Origin of the sequence: Anaerococcus murdochii (genome assembly GCF_019957155.1) — a bacterium.
Classification (GTDB): domain Bacteria; phylum Bacillota; class Clostridia; order Tissierellales; family Peptoniphilaceae; genus Anaerococcus; species Anaerococcus murdochii.
In genome coordinates this window covers 1,204,774-1,221,093 of sequence record NZ_JAIPME010000002.1, presented here as the reverse complement: position 1 = coordinate 1,221,093, position 16,320 = coordinate 1,204,774, and the positions used below count along the sequence as shown (strand labels likewise).

Below are 16,320 nucleotides of genomic sequence, written 5' to 3'. Positions count from 1 at the left end.
TTATAATAATCAATTCGCAAGCAAAACAAAGTATAATTCATATTATATTATTTTTACTTTATTATAAAATTAATAATCTAAACATTTATTTTAACTATCTTTGATTATCCAAGTCTTAACTTTATGATTGTTAATCTTTGTTTTTTCTGTCCTCAGTTTATAATACACCCTTATAAAAAGAATTCAAATTTAGAAATAATATAATTAATATATATTTTTTTATTAAGGTTTCATATTTTGCCAAAATTTAGTATTCTTATCTTTTCCCCTAGAATTTTTTCTCCTAAAATTTACATAGATTATAAGATAAATATTGAAATTTAGACCTTCTTAATTTTTTAATAAATTTTTAAAAAAAATGCTTGACAATTATCAAGCAATAGTTTATTATTAGGATAGACGTTGATAAGGATTATCAATCTCATAGAAATTGATAAGGATTATTAATATCATAAATTACGAAATCAAATTAAGGAGAAATTATGAAAAAAGTAGCAGTAGTTTATTGGTCAGGAACTGGTAACACCCTAGCTATGGCAAATGAAATAGCAGATGAACTTAAAAATTCTGAATTAGAAGTAAACGTATTAAATTGTTCAGACTTTAGCGAAAGCGATGTAGCAAACTATGACGGTTTTGCTTTTGGTTGCCCAGCTATGGGATCAGAAGAACTAGAAGATAGCGAATTCGAACCTATGTTTGAAAGCGTAGAAAAATCTCTTTCTGATAAGCCAGTTCTTATTTTCGGTTCTTATGAATGGGCTGAAGGCGAATGGATGCAAACTTGGCAAGAAAGATGCGTAGCAGATGGAATTAATCTTGCTTGTGATGGTCTAATTGCCTATGATTACCCAGATGATGCAGCTTTAGAAGAATGCAGAAGAGCAGCAAAGGATTTAGCTAACGCTCTAAAATAAAATGAACGAATTCTTGCTCGTTAATTACGCATCACAAACTTTAGCAAACAGAAAACTCGCAAATCTATTTACCTTTAAAAATACCCAAAATATCGACATTGAAAAAATGGTCGATGAGTGGAATGACGTACTTAACAAGAAAAATATGTATGTAGAAATACTTAGAAATAACGAAACTTCCGCTCAAATTTATGCCTACAGGCCTGATAAATTAACCTATGTGTTAAATCAAACCAAGGTCAAAACCCTCTTAACAGGCCTAGGCTACAAAACAAATGACCTTGACCAATGCATCAGGCATTTGAAGTACAGGTTCAAAAAAGAGTCTTTCCCTCATGAAATCGGAATTTTTCTTGGCTACCCCTATGAGGACGTAGTTGGTTTTATCGAAAACAAGGGAGATAAATTTCTCGCCAATGGCTACTGGAAAGTATATGCCAAAAAGGAAGAGAAAATCAAATTATTTGAAACCTACAATAAGATTAGAAAATCGTACAAACGTATTTTTAAAAGCCAAGGGGACATATCTAGGCTTTGCCTCGGCTAATTTTAGCCAGGTTCTTTATCCCCATTAAGGAAAATGTCTATTCCTTACCTAATATAATTTACTATGCAAAAAAAGACCTAGCCTTGTGTGAATAATTTTTCACCACTTGCTAGGTCTTTTTTTAATTTTTTATTTATCGTATAGGCCAGCTTTTTCCATTACATTTCTAAGGGTGTCAGCTGATTCTTTCATTCTTTCTTTTTCTGTATCTGTAAGTGGCACATCTATAACCCACTTAACTCCGGCCTTGCCAATTACTGATGGAACTCCGATGAAGATGTCTTTTTGTCCATATTCCCCATCAAGGTAGGATGAGGTTGAATATACTGAGTTTTCATCGTTAATTATAGCTTCCACAAGCCTTGCAAGGGCCATACCTATGCCGTAAAAGGTTGCACCTTTTTTGTTTATAATCTCATAGGCAGCATTTTTTACCTTCTCAAAAGTGTTTAAAAGGGCCATTTCATCCACATCTGAGTGGTTGGCAACCCATTCATAGATTGGAAGGCCACCCACATTTGTGTGTGACCAAACAGGGAATTCTGTATCTCCGTGTTCACCTAGGATATAAGCGTCTACACTCCTTGGGTCAATGCCAATTAGAGAAGCTATTTCTTTTTTAAACCTTGAGGTATCAAGGCTTGTGCCAGATCCAATTACCTTTTCTGCTGGTGCACCTGAATATTTCCATGTAGCGTAAGTTAGAATATCTACTGGATTTGAAGCGACTACATATATTCCCTCAAAGCCAGAATCCTTGATTTTGCCAATCATATCCTTAAAAATCTTTAGGTTTTTGTCAACCAAATCAAGCCTTGTTTCACCTGGTTTTTGTGGGGCACCTGCTGTAATTACAACAACTTCTGCATCCTTGCAGTCAGAATAATCTGCCTTAAAAATCTCCTTTGGTTTGGTAAAAGAAAGGGCATCTGAGAGGTCCATAGCGTCGCCCTCTGCCTTATCTTCGTTCAAATCTATAATGCCAAGCTGTCTACCAATTCCTAAAATTGTTGAAGCATAGGCAAAAGATGATCCTACTGCCCCATCGCCAACTAAAATAATTTTGCTATCTTTAATCATAATATCTCCTTTTTATTAAAATTCTAAACTATTTTTCTATTCTTATGTCTATTTTAACAAAAATTCGAGATATTTCTATGACTCAAGTCACACTTTTTTATTTTTTAAATCATCAATTGCATGTCTAGCAGCTTCAACAAGGCCAGAACTGGTCCACCTATAATCATCAAAAGCCTTGCCAAAATTATCGTAGTCGATTTCCGTCTGACCTGTATAGGATGCTGACAAGTGGAAATTTTCTATATGAGTTTTCTCGTAAATCTCTTTTATATTTTCGAAATTTACCCCAGAACCTGCCATGATTTCAATTTTATCTCCGTATTTTGCTTGTAAATCTCTAATCAAATCCAAACCCTCAACAGCTTTTGGTTTTTTGCCTGAGGTAAGAATCCTATCTACTCCCATCTTGATTAGTTCTTCGATTTTTTCTTCACCATCATTAGAATAATCAAAGGCCCTATGAAGGACAACCTTCTTTGGAAAGGCCAGATATACAAGTTCCTTCATAGTTTCTATATCAAGATTTCCATAAGAATCAAGAACTCCAAGAACAAAACCATCAATAGGTTTATCCTTTAAGGCAATTATTGTCGCCTTCATTTGTCCAATTTCAAAATCATCATAGGTAAAATGGCCAGGTCTTGGTCTTACCATGACAAATTTTTCTATATTATCATACTCACAACAAATATCTACAAGTCCAGGATCTGGAGTTAGACCGTCAAGAGTTAAAGCCGAGCAAATTTCAACCCTATCAGCCCCACCAAAATAGGCCCCAATCATTCCGTCAAAAGAATCAATGCAAATTTCTAGTTTCATAAATCCTCCTTTAGTTTTTCTATCTTAATTATAACAAAATATAATATTTTAGGAAAAAATCCCAAATAAAAAAGCCATAAGTTAAAAACCCATAGCTTTTAAATCTTATTCCTGCTTAAAATCAGCAAATTTTATGATATTTACCTGGCAAGAAGCCATAGCTACTAGGCTTGCTTGGTGGGCTGTCTCACTTGTGGCCCTACACAAGTCTTCAATTACAGTCACTTCTGTATCAAGTAGGGCGTTTTTGATCATTATGGCATTAGAAAGCACACATATGTCTGTGCAAATTCCTACCATGTAAATATTATCGATTTTTTCTTTTTTATCTAAATCTTTAAGATAATCAACAAGTTCATAAGAGCCGAAAGATGGCTTGTCTATTATCTTTTTGCCCTTAGTATCAATCCTAACTTCCCAACCCTTAGTTCCTTTAACACAATGGGTCACAGGAAGGTGCTTGCCTTCAAGACTTTCCAAATAAGATTCCTCGTGGGTATCCCTAGTAAAAACCACCTCGCCCTTAAAATCTTCAATTAATTTTTCTATAGGCTTTACAATCTTGTCATTACCTTCATTACCGAGAGCACCGTCTACAAAGTCATTTTGCAAATCAACTACTAATAATACATCCATGATTTATCCTTTCTATCTCTTAACAAATTATATATAATCTTTACTAAGCTTCTAATTCTCGTATTTGCCTATCAACCTTATCCCTAATTTCGACAATGGCATACCTTAATTCTTTTAGGGCGACGAGATTTTCTTTTATTTCGCCTTGGACCCTAATATCTGTGAATATATTGTCAAAGACCAGGTCGAATAGCTCGTCTGAAAGACTGTCTGGTATGGCATCTGGCAAGCTTATATCAACATCACTAAGTTCTTTATTTAGAGACTTTAAGCTTACAGATAATTCCTCTAGGCTGCGGTTTGCCTCGCCTATCTTATTTCTTTTAACAAGGCTTGAAATTAATCCCCCACCAAAAATATCTAAAATCCCCCAAGATGAGGCAGATTTTAGTTGGTTAAGACCCGCATCAATCCTAATTATAACCTGACCTGCGGCTTCTTTTGCTTCTTTTAATTCCTTTAGTCTATCCATAGGGCCTCCTTTTTTACATTATATTTTATAAAGACTTATTTGCAATAAAGTAATTTATTAAAGTGACTTTGTTAACAAATAATTGTTTATAAATCATTAGCTAGGGTATATTAACTAATGTAGACTATTAATATAAATGGAGGATTAATATGAAATTAACAGAAACAGTTCAAACAGCTGATTGGAAAGCTGAAAAACACGTTCCAGTTATCCACGTTACAAAAGAAGACGGTCTTTTACACATCAAGGCTAATGTTGGTGAAGAAGTAGAACATCCAAATACATTCGAACACCACATCGCATGGATTAAAGTTTTCTTTAAACCAGAAGGAGCAAAATTCCCAATCGAAGTTGGTTCTTATGAATTCAAGGCACACGGCGAAGATGAAATCTTCACACAACCATGTGTAGAAGCTAGAGTTAAAACTGACAAGGGTGGCGAAGTTTACGCACTTGCATACTGCAACATCCACGGTCTTTGGGAAAACTCAGCAGAAATCTAAGACAAATAAAAAAGCAAGGTTTTAGCCTTGCTTTTTGCTTGCCTATTTTTCGGTAAAATCATTATATTTTTAATTTCCAAATTAATTTTATCGAAATTTTCCACTTCATAATCCAAAATCTAATCGCTTTATAAAAGACTTTCTGGCCTTTACAAAATTATAATTCTTTTATTATATCATCAATTATCCCAACTGCGACTTTGGATGCACGTTCGAAATTTTCGTAAAACTCTGCTCCACCTTCGGTAAGGGCATCTGAAACTGCCTTAATCATTAGAAAATCTGCTCCGTATAGGTGGCAAGAAAGGGCAATTGCAGCTCCTTCCATGTCGACAATATCACAGTCCCAGTCATTTGCTAGCTTAGTTTTTGACTCAAGACCTGCAATAAATTTATCACCTGAAGCAAGCCTTACTTTTTCCAAATGTGGATCAATTTTCATTGCCAAATCTACAAGACTTTCAGTAGTTTTAATGGCCACATCATCAAAAATCTCGTATTGGCCTTTTGCTACATCATCTACATCCGATGTGTCCCATTCGTAGTGGCAGACACTTTCCACAACTGTCAGCTCTTCTACCTTGCGATCATTTAAAGCACCGACAACCCCATAATTTATAATTGTCCCGCACTTATAAAAGTCAAGAAGTAAGGTCATAGCAATTGCAGCACGAATTTGCCCAGCACTTGAAGGACAAACAAAAACATCCTTGCCATGGATTTGGTATTTCAAAACTTCAAAACTTCCATGCTTGTACCTTTCTATTGGTTCTTTGTAAATATTATAAAAAGCATCGAATTCAACTGCTACTAAAATTCCTATATTCATCTAATCACCTCTAAACTATTATATAATTTATTGGTCAAATTTCCAAAAACTTCCTCTATAGCCTATAATTTTTAACCCTTATTTTCAAAGTAGGATTTCTCTCCTATTTGATCCCTAAAAGCTTGTGAACCTCTTCCTGATCCACATCTTCAAGACTTTTTGTTGGCCAGTGTGGATTTTTGTCCTTATCTATCAAAACTGACCTAATGCCTTCTTCAAGGGCACCGGTTTTTCGACCGTATTTAATAATTTCTAGGTCTAAGTCAATAGTTTCTTCTTTTGTCAGCTCCTTACCTAGGAAATATTTTTTGAATTGAACTTCTAGCATAAAAGGATCCCTATTATTTAAAACTTCGAGAGATTTTTTCGCAAATTCGTCATCCCCTGCCTCTTCTAGGCTCTTTTTAATTTCTATCACACTGTCTTTTGAAAAGTATTTTTCGATTTTTTCAAGGTTTTTACTATTTTCTGTTTCTTTTAATTCTTGACCTAAATCCCCAATAGCTTCCCTAAAGTCTCCTATGAGATTATCTGAGCCTGTATCAAATTCCATTAGCCTATTTATGACTTCTCCATAGTCTTTTGAATCAATCACCATATGGCAAAATCCATATCTTAAAAGGTCGTCTGGATAGAGTCTTGCCCCAAGTAAGCCCACATATTGGCCCATGGCTTGTGGTAATTTTGATATAAAATATCCTAAGCCCACGTCTGGTACAAAGCCTAGGCTTGTTTCAGGCATGGCCCAGTTTACAGTTTGGTCTACTATTATGAGATCAGAATGGATTGTTAGGCCAATTCCTCCGCCCATGGTAACCCCAAACCAATGGCTTATGATTGGTTTTGGATAGGTCATTAAATATTTATCAAGTGCAAACTCCTCTTTGAAAAATACGTCCTTGTTCCTAGCCTCATCATTTTTAAGGTAATCTACGTATATTTTCTTAAGGTCTCCACCTGCACAAAATCCTCGCTCTAACTTAGAATCAAATAAAATAGCCTTGATTGCCGGGTTCTTTTCCCAAGATTTCAAAGTTTCTTCGATTTTCCCTATCATATGACGATTTAGGGCATTTAGGGCCTCTGGTCTATCAAGATATATTATTCCAATTTTATTCTTTATTTTAGTTTTTATCATAAATCCTCCTGGATTTTTTTAGTTAAAATCAACCTACCTTATATATACCAATATGGACCTATAGTTAAACAAAAATTGTCAATCTTTGCTGACTTTTCCGAAATATTTAAAATTTCGCAAAATAAAATAGCCCCTGAGGGCTATTTTAGAATTATTTTCTTATTTTTTAGCGTTCGCTGCTGCGTTTTCACCAGCGATTCTTCCGAATACTGTGATGTCAGCCATTGCAACTGATCCAAGTCTGTTTGAACCGTGGATTCCGCCAGTAACTTCGCCTGCTGCGTAAAGTCCGTCAATCCATTCGCCGTCTTTGTTTAGAACTTGTGCGTCTGTATTGATTTTTAGACCACCCATGGTGTGGTGAACAGCTGGTGCTGCCTTCATCATGTAGAATGGTGCGTCTTTTACTTGCCAGCCTAGCATTCTTAGATTGAATTCTGGGTCTTCATTCTTTGCAGAGTTTTCGTTAAATGTCTTAACTGTTTCAAGAAGGGCATCCTTGTCGATTCCGAAGTGGTCAGCTAATTCTTCAAGTGTGTCAGCCTTAACCATTAGGCCCCTGTCAAATAGAGATTTTGCTTCTTCTGGGTTTGATTTCATGGTGCCTGTTTTTTCGTTTGATGTTTCATCCCAAAGTACGTAGCCTACATAGTCTGTTTGAGCCTTGATTGCCATTGAGATTTCTCTTCTTGTGCCTAGTTCTTCAACAAATCTCTTACCTTCTTTGTTTACAAGTAAGGCACCACCAACAAGTCTAGTGTCTCCACAGTATAGAAGTTTACCAGTTTCAACATCACATACTGGGTAAAGTTGGATCTTATCCATATCAACTGTGTCTGCACCAAGTTTTTCTGCCATTAAGATACCATCACCTGTAGCTCCTGGTGAGTTTGTTGATAGGACGTGTTCGTCGATTTCCTTATCAAATTCATAACACATATCAGCATTAGCACCAAAACCACCTGATGCAACTACAACTGATTTAGCGTTTACAACTAATTCGCCATCTTTGGTTTCAGCTTTGATTCCGCAAACTTTTCCATCTTTTGATAGGATTTCCTTAACGTCTGTTTCTGTTAGGACTTCGATTCCTAATTCTTCAGCCTTCTTTAGATAATTTTTGATTAATTCGTTACCTGTATGAGCTGCTGGGATTAGAGATCTTTTTACAGAGTGGCCACCGAAGAACATTAGAGAATCTAACCATTTAACTCCGATGTCATCTCTTAGCCAGTAAGCATCTTCTGTAGCCTTATCTGCAAGAACCTTGATTAGCTCTGGATTTCCACCAGCTTCTTCAACGTCTTTTGCAAATAATTCCTTAGAATCTTCGATACCTTCTTCTTTTTGGATGTAGTTTGCTGGTGCAGCATATTCTCCACCAGAAATAAGTGTATTACCACCAACTGATGCTAGTTTTTCAACTAGGATTACGTCTGCTCCTGCTTCCTTAGCGGAAACTGCTGCAGCAAAACCTGCACCACCACCACCTATAACAACAACATCAGTGTCTTTTTCAACTGTTTCGCCTTTTTTCTCTTCGCTTTCAGTTTCGAAATTCTTTACATCCCTACCGCTTGCTTCGATAGCAGCCTTAACTGCTTCTATAACTGCTGTAGATGTAACTGTAGCACCTGTTACTGTATCAACGCTTACAGAGTTATTAGCAACTATTTCTTCAACTAACTTATCAGCTGCCTTATCACCAAGGCCTTCTGTTTCTTCGTGGGTAAGGTCGATTTTTGCAATCTTATCCCCATCGAAAGTTACTACAGCCTTAAGGTCTCCATTGTGACCTGCCGCTGTACCTTCTCCAGTAGTTTCACCTACTGCAGCTTCCTTGCTGTCTCCTGCCTTATTATCAGTCTTAGCAGATCCGCAAGCTGAAAAAAGCATGGTCATTGAAAGCAATAATGCTAATGTTTTACTTTTGTTCATATACTCTCCTTTTATGTATTCTGTTCCTCAAGTATGATATCAAATATACAAAACCTTTGCAAGCACTTGGGATAGCCAATTAAAGCGATTTTTATAAATTCTTATAGATTTACGAATTTATGCAAAAATATTAGGCTTTTCCATAGATTTAGCGAATAATTATTATTAAGAATTTTAAATATTTTTTGATAAAAAAGAAACTTCTCTTACGAATATATAGGTGAAGGAGAGATTATGAATGAAAAAAAGATTATAAAGGGCATAAAAAATAGGGATGAAAAAGCCCTAAGGGCCTTTATCGACTCCTACGGTCCAGTTATGAAGGCATCAATCTACAAGGTCCTTACCTTCAACGAAGAAGTCAGGATGGAGGTACTAAACGACAGCGTCCTCGCAGTTTGGGATAATATAGACTCCTTTGATCCTCATAGGTCTTCTTTTAAAAACTGGTGTGCAGGAATCGCTAGGTACAAGGCCATAGACGCCCTAAGAAAGGAAATCAGACACAAAAGCGTGGATTTCGATGAAGTTTCACCTTTTCTAGAAGGTGATGAAGAGATTAGTATCGACGAATCAGAACAAATCCTCAAGGTCCTAGACGAAAAAGACCGAGAAATTTTTAGGAAATTATTTATTGAAGGCTATTCCTACGATGATTTGGCCAAGGTCTACGACATATCAAAGGCCGGGCTTTACAACAGGGTAGCCAGGGGCAAGAAAAAAATCAAGGAGGAAATCCAAAATGAAAAATGTTTATGATGAGATAAATGACCTAGACTTTGAAAGTGACGAATTTGAACTAAATGATATAGAAAGGGAAAAACTAATGAAAACCGCACAATCATACAAGAAAAAATCAAATAAAAAATATATAGGAATAGCAGCAGCCCTACTTCTTATTGCAGGCCTTACCATGCCTCCAGTAAGGGCAGAAGTTTCTAAATTTACAACAGATGTGAAAGTAACTTTTATGGAAACCTTCGGAGCAAGTCCTGAATCATATAAGTATGTAACTGAACTTCACAAACCAATTACAATTGGAGATGACTCATTTGTTCTAGAAAATCTCGCCATTGAAGATAATAAGATGTATGTAAATATTTTAAGAGAATCCGAAAGATTTGAGGATGCATTAGACTTCAAAAATGAAAGTATGATTTACAAAGTTGTAATAAATGGAGAAACCTACAAATCTGATGGTTCATCTGGTTCTGCAGGAATAAATCCAGAAGGAACTACCTACACAAATTCTTCAATGATCGTTTTTGACAAAGAATTTCCAGAAATAGAAAATGCAAATATAGACATATATATGATAAATGGAAACAAAACCGAAATTGTATCAATTACCGCACCTTCAAATGTTGCAAACAAAGAAAATAAGATACTTGCAGAAAACTATGAACTTGAAAATGGTGCTGTAGTCAAACTAATGAAGGTTAACCCAATTACCATGACAGCCGTAATAGATAATCTTGATAAGGATTATGACTACAAGATAGATGGGTTTGATAAAGACGGAAACGAAATCTCTCTTGATATAAGAACAGGTGTTGCAGGTGAAATGACATTCTTATATAATAAAGACTTCTCAGACTTAGGCCTTGATGAAATCAAAGACGGCAGAGATATCACCTTCACCCTATCAAGGGCAAAAATAAGTGAAATCTCTGGCAGAATTACAAACGACAACTACGAAAAAATTGCAGAATTTACACTTTCTGCAAAATAAATCCCATTTAAAAAGTAGGTGACTTAAATCACCTACTTTTTTAGTAGTTATTTTCTATCATCTTGTATGATTCATAAAACAAATAGGCTGATGCCAGACCTACTAGGACTATGAATTTCATATCAAGGCTAATTGTCAAATTTATGGCCAAAATATTTAAAAATGCACCAATATAATATTTATATGTATCCTTTTTTGGAAGATCTCCCAGACAGGTTCCGATTTTTTTATCAACTCTGATGCCAATATGGTTTTGATATAGCAAAAATACCAAGGCCAAGATTAAAAAAATCGCAAAGAAATACCAGCTTTCATATACTTTTATGGTATAAACCGATGCCATAATCAAAATCCAAATCCCGATTAAAAATCCCAGTTATATTCGTTTTTGTTTGGAAGATAAATTTCTTGCCATGGTTATTTCCTTTCTTTTTTATATTTATACCCAGTTTCCCCCCTCAAACAAAAAAGAAGGCCTGAGCCTTCTCTTGTAGGTATTATTTTAATTTATAGGTACCTTCTTTATGGGATTCTTCCTCGCTTCGCTTGTCGGAATGACGAGTGGTAGGATTTTCTTATTTATGTTTTCCTTTAATCCTAGCCCTATCCAAGCATAGGCTTACTAGGACCATAAAGGCAAATTCTTTTAAGTTTGGTAGCCTTCTATTTGTAAATCCAGCTATTAAAAGACTATAGGTAACAAATATGAAAAGACATTCAAGAATTTCATAGATTATTATCTTATTTCTAGAAGATTTATCGCTTCTAATTTTAACCAAGGCCTTGTCATAGGTCTTGGAAATTAAAAAGGAAATTATAATAACTGCCAAGAGGTTAAAAATTAGAATATGGTCAGTAAAAAATGACCTAATTTCGTTTAAAAATCCCATTTTTACCTCTCTTATGCATTTATTATCACTTCAACCTGCTCTTCAAGGACGTCCTTGTTGTGCTTTGTCTCTGAAGAATAGGCAAAGATTAGGCCTTCGTCTTCTATTTCTAGTTTCTTTTTTATTTGCTTGATGTGTTTTTGGATTTGGCCCTTGGAAATTTTATCAAACTTAGTTGCAATTACAAAACCCATGTAGCCTGAATCTATTATCCACTCATACATTTGCTTATCTAGGGCTGTCGGTTCGTGGCGGATGTCTACTATCAAAAATACTTCCTTGAGGTTTTCCCTATCGTGGAGATATTCGTTGATTAGCTTATCCCACTTGGCCTTTTCTGCCTTAGACACTTTGGCAAAGCCGTAGCCTGGCAGGTCAACCAACCTAAAGTTGTCATTGACCCTATAAAAATTTATAGTCCTGGTCTTGCCTGGTTTGGAAGAGGTCCTTGCGATTGCCTTCCTATTTGAAAAGGAATTTATAAAAGAAGACTTGCCAACGTTGGACCTACCAACAAAGGCGATTTCAGGCAGGGAATCTTTTGGCCACTGGGCCTTAAAACCTGCCACTTGTTCGAGTTCTATATTTTTAATTTTCATATAAGGGCCCTTTCGATTACTTCAGACACGTTTGTTACAGGGATGAAATTAATCTTATCCCTGATTTCCTTGTCAATGTCTTCTGTATCTCTCTCGTTATCCTTTGGAATAATCACATTTTTGATCCCATAAGCATAGGCTGCGAGTGCCTTTTCCTTAAGGCCACCGATGGCAAGGACGTCCCCTGTAATGGTGACTTCACCTGTCATGGCGAGGTTGTTTTTGACCTTCCTGCCTGTAAGGGCTGAGGCAATGGCTGTTGTCATTGTAATACCTGCAGAAGGACCGTCTTTTGGAGTTGCCCCTTCTGGAACGTGGACGTGGATATCTTTTGTTTCGTAAAATTTACCCTTAATACCGAGTTTATCAGCATTAGATCTGATATATACAAGGGCTGCCTGGCCAGATTCCTTCATGACATCGCCAAGAGAGCCAGTAAATTCAACATTACCCTTACCTTCCATGACGTTGGCCTCAACTGTAAGCATAGTTCCTCCAACAGAAGTCCATGCCAAGCCATTTACAACGCCAATCTTTTCTTCTTTTGAGATATGGTCGTCTATAAATTTCTCACGGCCTAAAAATCTGGTGTAGTTTTGCATGGTTACTCTGACAGTCTTTTTGCCTTCAAGGATTTCCTTGACAGAACGTCTGCAAATCTTGTCAATTAACCTTTCAAGCTCTCTCACACCGGCTTCCCTGGTGTAGGATTTGATAATTTTTTCTATTACCTTATCTGAAATAGAAAATTCTTCTTCCTTAAGACCCGTATTTTCCATTTGTTTTTTTACCAAATATTGCTTGGCAATATTCAATTTCTCACTTGGGGTGTAGCCAGATAATTCAATCACTTCTAGCCTATCAAAAAGGGCGTCCGGTATGGCGTTTATGTCGTTGGCTGTAGTTAAGAAAAATACATCTGATAAGTCAAATGGAATATCCAAGTAGCGGTCGATAAATTTATCGTTTTGCTCTGGGTCAAGGACTTCAAGCAAAGCACTTGATGGGTCTCCCCTAAAATCTGAACCTAGTTTGTCAATCTCATCTAAGAGGAAAACTGGATTTTTAACGCTAATTCTGTTTATATTTGCAATGACACGACCTGCCATGGCGCCAACATAGGTTCTTCTGTGGCCTCTGATTTCTGATTCATCAGTCACCCCGCCAAGTCTCATTGAAACAAATTCACGGTTAAGAGCACGGGCTACAGACTTAGCAATAGAGGTCTTTCCCACTCCTGGAGGGCCAACCAAACAAATTATAGATCCCTTTACAGATTTATTTTTAATCTTAACTGCAATTGACTCTAGAATTCTTTCCTTGACGTCTTTTAGGCCGTAGTGGTCTTGGTCTAAGATTTCTGTAGCCCTTTTTATATCAAGGCTTTCCTTAGATTTTTTATTCCATGGAAGTCCTACTACAAAATCAAGGTAGGATGAAATGACTCCGTAGTCTGGGCTCATTTCTGGAATTAATTCTAGCCTGTCAAGGTCTTTTTCAAGGGACTTTCTAGCCTGTTTATCAAACTTAATCTTTTTTATCTTGGACCTTAATTCGTCAACTTCGTTATCAGCCTGACCTGTAGTTGAAGCTAACTCCTTCTTTAGGACATCCATTTTTTCCCTAAGATAGTATTCTTTTTGAGATTGGTTGATATTCTCAGAAACAGTCCTCTCGATTTCTTCACCCAGATTTTTTAGCTCGATTTCCTTATTAATTATCCTGTGAACAAGCTCCATCCTCTCTTTTACATCAAAAGTAGAAAGGATTTCGTAATATTCCTTTGGAGCAAGGTCAAGATGGTAGGTAATTAAATCTACCAACCTGTGATAATTTTCAAGCTCAGTCATTCCGTAGGCGATCTCATCTGGAATGTCATCGTTGATCATGGCATAGTCCCTAAAATCGCTCACCAAAAGTTTTCGAAGGGCTTCTAGTACATCTGTTTTTTCTTGATTTTCTTCTATATATTCGTATTTTTCAATCTCACATCTTAAAAAACCCTCAGCTACATGGAGTTTTTTGAGCTTGCCAAGGCCAGTTGCCTGGACAAAAACTCTTATATCTCCATTTGGTAGAGGAAAAGTCTCCTTGATTTCAGCTACTATACCGACCTCCTCTAGGCCGTCTGCCTTTGGATTGTCATCAAAAATATCAAGTTGGTTTACTAAAAACAACTCTTCGTTGTTCAGTTTTGCATTTTCTACAGCATTTTTTGATATAGATCTTGATGAGTCAAAGTTGAGCATAGTAGTAGGCATAACCCAATATCCTCTTAAGGGAATTAGGGGGAGATTTAATTCACTTATTTTATAAACTTCATTCATATTTGCCTCACTTAGTTATAAAAAGGGAAATGACTAGCATTCCCCCTTTGTATTTTTATTTCTTTTTATATTCTAGTTTACTATGGCCATCGATAGATTCTTTAGTTACAATTACTTCTTTGATTTCTTCCCTGGATGGAATTTCATACATCACATCCAAAAGGAGATTTTCAATAATTGTCCTAAGGCCCCTGGCACCTGTCTTTTGGTCATAAGCTTTTTTGGCAATCTCTGCTATAGCATCGTCATTGAAACTTAGCTTTACATCGTCAAGGTCAAAAAGCTTTTGATATTGCTTGATTAGGGAGTTTTTTGGCTCCTTTAAAATTCTTACAAGGGCTTCTTCATCAAGGGCATCAAGGCTAACTATAATTGGAACCCTGCCTATAAACTCTGGTATAAGGCCGAATTTCAACAAATCTTCGGTATTTACCAAGGATAGGTCAGTTTTTTCTCTCTTTGTAATATCAGCCCCAAAACCAATGGTCTTATCCATTTGTCTTTGGTTTATGATATCGCCTATTCCCTCAAAGGCCCCGCCTAGGATAAATAAAATATTTGTAGTATCTACCCTGATGTATTCTTGGGATGGGTGCTTTCTGCCACCTTGAGGTGGGACATTGGCCTCAGTTCCCTCTATTAATTTAAGAAGGGCTTGTTGAACGCCTTCCCCGCTAACATCACGGGTTATAGATGGGTTTTCGCTCTTTCTTGTAATCTTATCTATCTCGTCAACATAGATTATACCAAGTTCTGCTGCTTCTATATCATAGTCAGCTGCTTGGACTAATTTTAAGATAATATTTTCTACATCCTCACCAACATAACCTGCTTCGGTAAGGCTTGTAGCATCTGCAATGGCAAATGGAACATTAAGCTTTCTGGCAAGAGTTTGAGCAAGGAGAGTCTTGCCTGATCCTGTTGGTCCAAGCATTAAAATATTTGATTTTTGTAATTCAACTTCTGAATCTTCTTCATTGCTGGTAATTCTTTTATAGTGGTTATAAACTGCCACAGATAGGGTTTTTTTGGCATCTTCCTGGCCAATGACATAAGAATCAAGGTAGGCCTTTATATCCTTTGGTTTTGAAAGTTCAAAATCAAAGTCAAAACCGTCCTCGACCTTATTGTCTTCTTTGATAATCTCAGAGCAAAGCTCAACGCATTCGTTACAAATATAGCCATCTGCCCCTGCTATTATCCTCTTGACCTGGCTGGCATCTTTACCACAAAAAGAACATCTTACCGTACTTTTTTCCTTATCAGCCATTTTACTTATTACTTTCTATAACTTTATCAATTAGGCCGTATTTTAGGGCCTCTTCTGCTGTCATCGCAAAGTCTCTGTCTGTATCTTTTTCTATAGTTTTTAAATCCTTGCCAGTATTTTCAGCTAGGATCCTATTGAGGTTGCCCTTGATTTTAAGGATTTGCTCAGCTTGAATAACTATGTCTGATGCTTGACCTTGGGCACCGCCTGATGGTTGGTGGATCATTATATTGGAGTTTGGTAGAGAAAATCTCTTGCCCTTGGCTCCTGATGATAATAAGACCGCTCCCATTGAGGCTGCCTGGCCAATACAAATTGTAGATACGTCTGGTTTTATATAGTTCATTGTGTCATAGATTGCAAGACCACTTGTGACAACTCCACCTGGGGAATTGATATAAAAGTGTATATCCTTATTTGGGTCTTCGCTTTCTAGGAAAAGAAGTTGGGCAATTATTATATCGCTTACTTCATCACGGACCTCTCCAGATAGGAAGATTATCCTATCTTTTAGAAGTCTTGAATATATATCATAGGCTCTTTCGCCCCTGTTTGTTTGTTCGATAACAGTTGGTACTAAATAATTTTTAGCTAACACTGTGTCTCCTTTCTGGGAAAATCCC

The 16,320-nt window shown here is 36.5% G+C and carries 18 protein-coding genes; 5 read left to right on the top strand and 13 right to left on the bottom strand.

Features of this window, described 5'->3' with window-relative positions:
- Positions 1 to 482: 482 nt before the first annotated feature.
- Positions 483 to 917 carry a flavodoxin gene (locus K8P03_RS06270; protein ID WP_223419429.1) on the top strand — a complete coding sequence of 145 codons (435 nt, stop codon included), beginning with the start codon at positions 483 to 485 and terminating at the stop codon, positions 915 to 917.
- Position 918: 1 nt separating this feature from the next.
- A complete protein-coding gene (locus tag K8P03_RS06265) occupies positions 919 to 1,464 on the top strand; it encodes a DUF3793 family protein (protein WP_223419426.1) in 546 nt (181 codons plus the stop codon).
- A 129-nt stretch (positions 1,465 to 1,593) separates the two neighbouring features.
- Here K8P03_RS06265 and K8P03_RS06260 read toward each other — a convergent pair whose 3' ends face one another.
- The 4 genes from K8P03_RS06260 to K8P03_RS06245 all read right to left on the bottom strand — a co-directional run bounded on the left by K8P03_RS06260 (position 1,594) and on the right by K8P03_RS06245 (position 4,471).
- Positions 1,594 to 2,541, bottom strand: a complete 948-nt coding sequence (locus tag K8P03_RS06260) for an L-lactate dehydrogenase (RefSeq protein WP_223420692.1) — start codon at positions 2,539 to 2,541, stop codon at positions 1,594 to 1,596.
- A gap of 90 nt (positions 2,542 to 2,631) precedes the next feature.
- A complete protein-coding gene (locus tag K8P03_RS06255; RefSeq protein ID WP_223419424.1) occupies positions 2,632 to 3,363 on the bottom strand; it encodes a copper homeostasis protein CutC in 732 nt (243 codons plus the stop codon).
- Between the two features lie 105 nt (positions 3,364 to 3,468).
- Positions 3,469 to 3,999, bottom strand: coding sequence for a cysteine hydrolase family protein (locus K8P03_RS06250; RefSeq protein ID WP_223419422.1), 531 nt, complete (start codon positions 3,997 to 3,999; stop codon positions 3,469 to 3,471).
- A 43-nt stretch (positions 4,000 to 4,042) separates the two neighbouring features.
- Positions 4,043 to 4,471: a hypothetical protein gene (locus K8P03_RS06245; protein ID WP_223419419.1), complete on the bottom strand. Its 429-nt coding sequence runs from the start codon at positions 4,469 to 4,471 to the stop codon at positions 4,043 to 4,045.
- Positions 4,472 to 4,620: 149 nt separating this feature from the next.
- Here K8P03_RS06245 and K8P03_RS06240 point away from each other — a divergent pair, with 149 nt between their 5' ends.
- Positions 4,621 to 4,974, top strand: a complete 354-nt coding sequence (locus tag K8P03_RS06240) for a class II SORL domain-containing protein (protein ID WP_223419417.1) — start codon at positions 4,621 to 4,623, stop codon at positions 4,972 to 4,974.
- Between the two features lie 157 nt (positions 4,975 to 5,131).
- Here K8P03_RS06240 and K8P03_RS06235 read toward each other — a convergent pair whose 3' ends face one another.
- The 3 genes from K8P03_RS06235 to K8P03_RS06225 form a co-directional block, all read right to left on the bottom strand.
- Positions 5,132 to 5,803, bottom strand: a complete 672-nt coding sequence (locus K8P03_RS06235; RefSeq protein WP_223419414.1) for a 5'-methylthioadenosine/S-adenosylhomocysteine nucleosidase family protein — start codon at positions 5,801 to 5,803, stop codon at positions 5,132 to 5,134.
- Between the two features lie 103 nt (positions 5,804 to 5,906).
- Positions 5,907 to 6,941, bottom strand: a complete 1,035-nt coding sequence (locus tag K8P03_RS06230) for an enoyl-CoA hydratase/isomerase family protein (RefSeq protein WP_223419411.1) — start codon at positions 6,939 to 6,941, stop codon at positions 5,907 to 5,909.
- Positions 6,942 to 7,100: 159 nt separating this feature from the next.
- Entirely contained in the window at positions 7,101 to 8,879 is a 1,779-nt protein-coding gene (locus tag K8P03_RS06225; protein WP_223419408.1) for a flavocytochrome c, read from the bottom strand.
- Between the two features lie 234 nt (positions 8,880 to 9,113).
- Between K8P03_RS06225 and K8P03_RS06220 the strand changes: the two genes are divergently transcribed.
- On the top strand, positions 9,114 to 9,638 hold the full coding sequence (locus K8P03_RS06220) for a sigma-70 family RNA polymerase sigma factor (RefSeq protein WP_223419406.1): 525 nt from the start codon (positions 9,114 to 9,116) through the stop codon (positions 9,636 to 9,638).
- On the top strand, positions 9,622 to 10,611 hold the full coding sequence (locus K8P03_RS06215; RefSeq protein WP_223419404.1) for a hypothetical protein: 990 nt from the start codon (positions 9,622 to 9,624) through the stop codon (positions 10,609 to 10,611). Before K8P03_RS06220 ends, K8P03_RS06215 begins: the two co-directional genes overlap by 17 nt.
- 40 nt (positions 10,612 to 10,651) lie before the next feature.
- Here the strand turns inward: K8P03_RS06215 and K8P03_RS06210 are convergent, their stop codons facing one another.
- From K8P03_RS06210 to clpP, 6 genes are all read right to left on the bottom strand, one after another.
- Positions 10,652 to 10,954 (bottom strand): hypothetical protein, encoded by a 303-nt coding sequence (locus tag K8P03_RS06210; RefSeq protein ID WP_223419401.1) that lies wholly within the window; start codon positions 10,952 to 10,954, stop codon positions 10,652 to 10,654.
- 232 nt (positions 10,955 to 11,186) lie between these two features.
- A complete protein-coding gene (locus tag K8P03_RS06205) occupies positions 11,187 to 11,501 on the bottom strand; it encodes a hypothetical protein (protein WP_223419398.1) in 315 nt (104 codons plus the stop codon).
- Positions 11,502 to 11,512: 11 nt separating this feature from the next.
- Entirely contained in the window at positions 11,513 to 12,100 is a 588-nt protein-coding gene (gene yihA, locus K8P03_RS06200; protein ID WP_223419395.1) for a ribosome biogenesis GTP-binding protein YihA/YsxC, read from the bottom strand.
- Complete coding sequence (gene lon / locus K8P03_RS06195; protein ID WP_223419393.1) at positions 12,097 to 14,427, bottom strand: endopeptidase La; 2,331 nt, start codon at positions 14,425 to 14,427, stop codon at positions 12,097 to 12,099. Before lon ends, yihA begins: the two co-directional genes overlap by 4 nt.
- A gap of 55 nt (positions 14,428 to 14,482) precedes the next feature.
- On the bottom strand, positions 14,483 to 15,697 hold the full coding sequence (gene clpX, locus K8P03_RS06190; protein ID WP_263285022.1) for an ATP-dependent Clp protease ATP-binding subunit ClpX: 1,215 nt from the start codon (positions 15,695 to 15,697) through the stop codon (positions 14,483 to 14,485).
- Between the two features lies 1 nt (position 15,698).
- Positions 15,699 to 16,295, bottom strand: coding sequence for an ATP-dependent Clp endopeptidase proteolytic subunit ClpP (gene clpP, locus K8P03_RS06185; protein WP_223419390.1), 597 nt, complete (start codon positions 16,293 to 16,295; stop codon positions 15,699 to 15,701).
- Positions 16,296 to 16,320 lie beyond the last annotated feature (25 nt).

Excerpts from the sequence above, each read along its gene's own strand:
- K8P03_RS06250 (WP_223419422.1), bottom strand. The coding sequence starts at position 3,999 with ATGGATGTATTATTAGTAGTTGATTTGCAAAATGACTTTGTAGACGGT.
- clpX (WP_263285022.1), bottom strand. The coding sequence starts at position 15,697 with ATGGCTGATAAGGAAAAAAGTACGGTAAGATGTTCTTTTTGTGGTAAA.
- K8P03_RS06270 (WP_223419429.1), top strand. The coding sequence starts at position 483 with ATGAAAAAAGTAGCAGTAGTTTATTGGTCAGGAACTGGTAACACCCTA.
- K8P03_RS06225 (WP_223419408.1), bottom strand. The coding sequence starts at position 8,879 with ATGAACAAAAGTAAAACATTAGCATTATTGCTTTCAATGACCATGCTT.
- K8P03_RS06205 (WP_223419398.1), bottom strand. The coding sequence starts at position 11,501 with ATGGGATTTTTAAACGAAATTAGGTCATTTTTTACTGACCATATTCTA.
- K8P03_RS06245 (WP_223419419.1), bottom strand. The coding sequence starts at position 4,471 with ATGGATAGACTAAAGGAATTAAAAGAAGCAAAAGAAGCCGCAGGTCAG.
- K8P03_RS06235 (WP_223419414.1), bottom strand. The coding sequence starts at position 5,803 with ATGAATATAGGAATTTTAGTAGCAGTTGAATTCGATGCTTTTTATAAT.
- K8P03_RS06220 (WP_223419406.1), top strand. The coding sequence starts at position 9,114 with ATGAATGAAAAAAAGATTATAAAGGGCATAAAAAATAGGGATGAAAAA.
- K8P03_RS06215 (WP_223419404.1), top strand. The coding sequence starts at position 9,622 with ATGAAAAATGTTTATGATGAGATAAATGACCTAGACTTTGAAAGTGAC.
- K8P03_RS06210 (WP_223419401.1), bottom strand. The coding sequence starts at position 10,954 with ATGGCATCGGTTTATACCATAAAAGTATATGAAAGCTGGTATTTCTTT.
- K8P03_RS06230 (WP_223419411.1), bottom strand. The coding sequence starts at position 6,941 with ATGATAAAAACTAAAATAAAGAATAAAATTGGAATAATATATCTTGAT.
- yihA (WP_223419395.1), bottom strand. The coding sequence starts at position 12,100 with ATGAAAATTAAAAATATAGAACTCGAACAAGTGGCAGGTTTTAAGGCC.
- lon (WP_223419393.1), bottom strand. The coding sequence starts at position 14,427 with ATGAATGAAGTTTATAAAATAAGTGAATTAAATCTCCCCCTAATTCCC.
- K8P03_RS06240 (WP_223419417.1), top strand. The coding sequence starts at position 4,621 with ATGAAATTAACAGAAACAGTTCAAACAGCTGATTGGAAAGCTGAAAAA.
- K8P03_RS06255 (WP_223419424.1), bottom strand. The coding sequence starts at position 3,363 with ATGAAACTAGAAATTTGCATTGATTCTTTTGACGGAATGATTGGGGCC.
- K8P03_RS06265 (WP_223419426.1), top strand. The coding sequence starts at position 919 with ATGAACGAATTCTTGCTCGTTAATTACGCATCACAAACTTTAGCAAAC.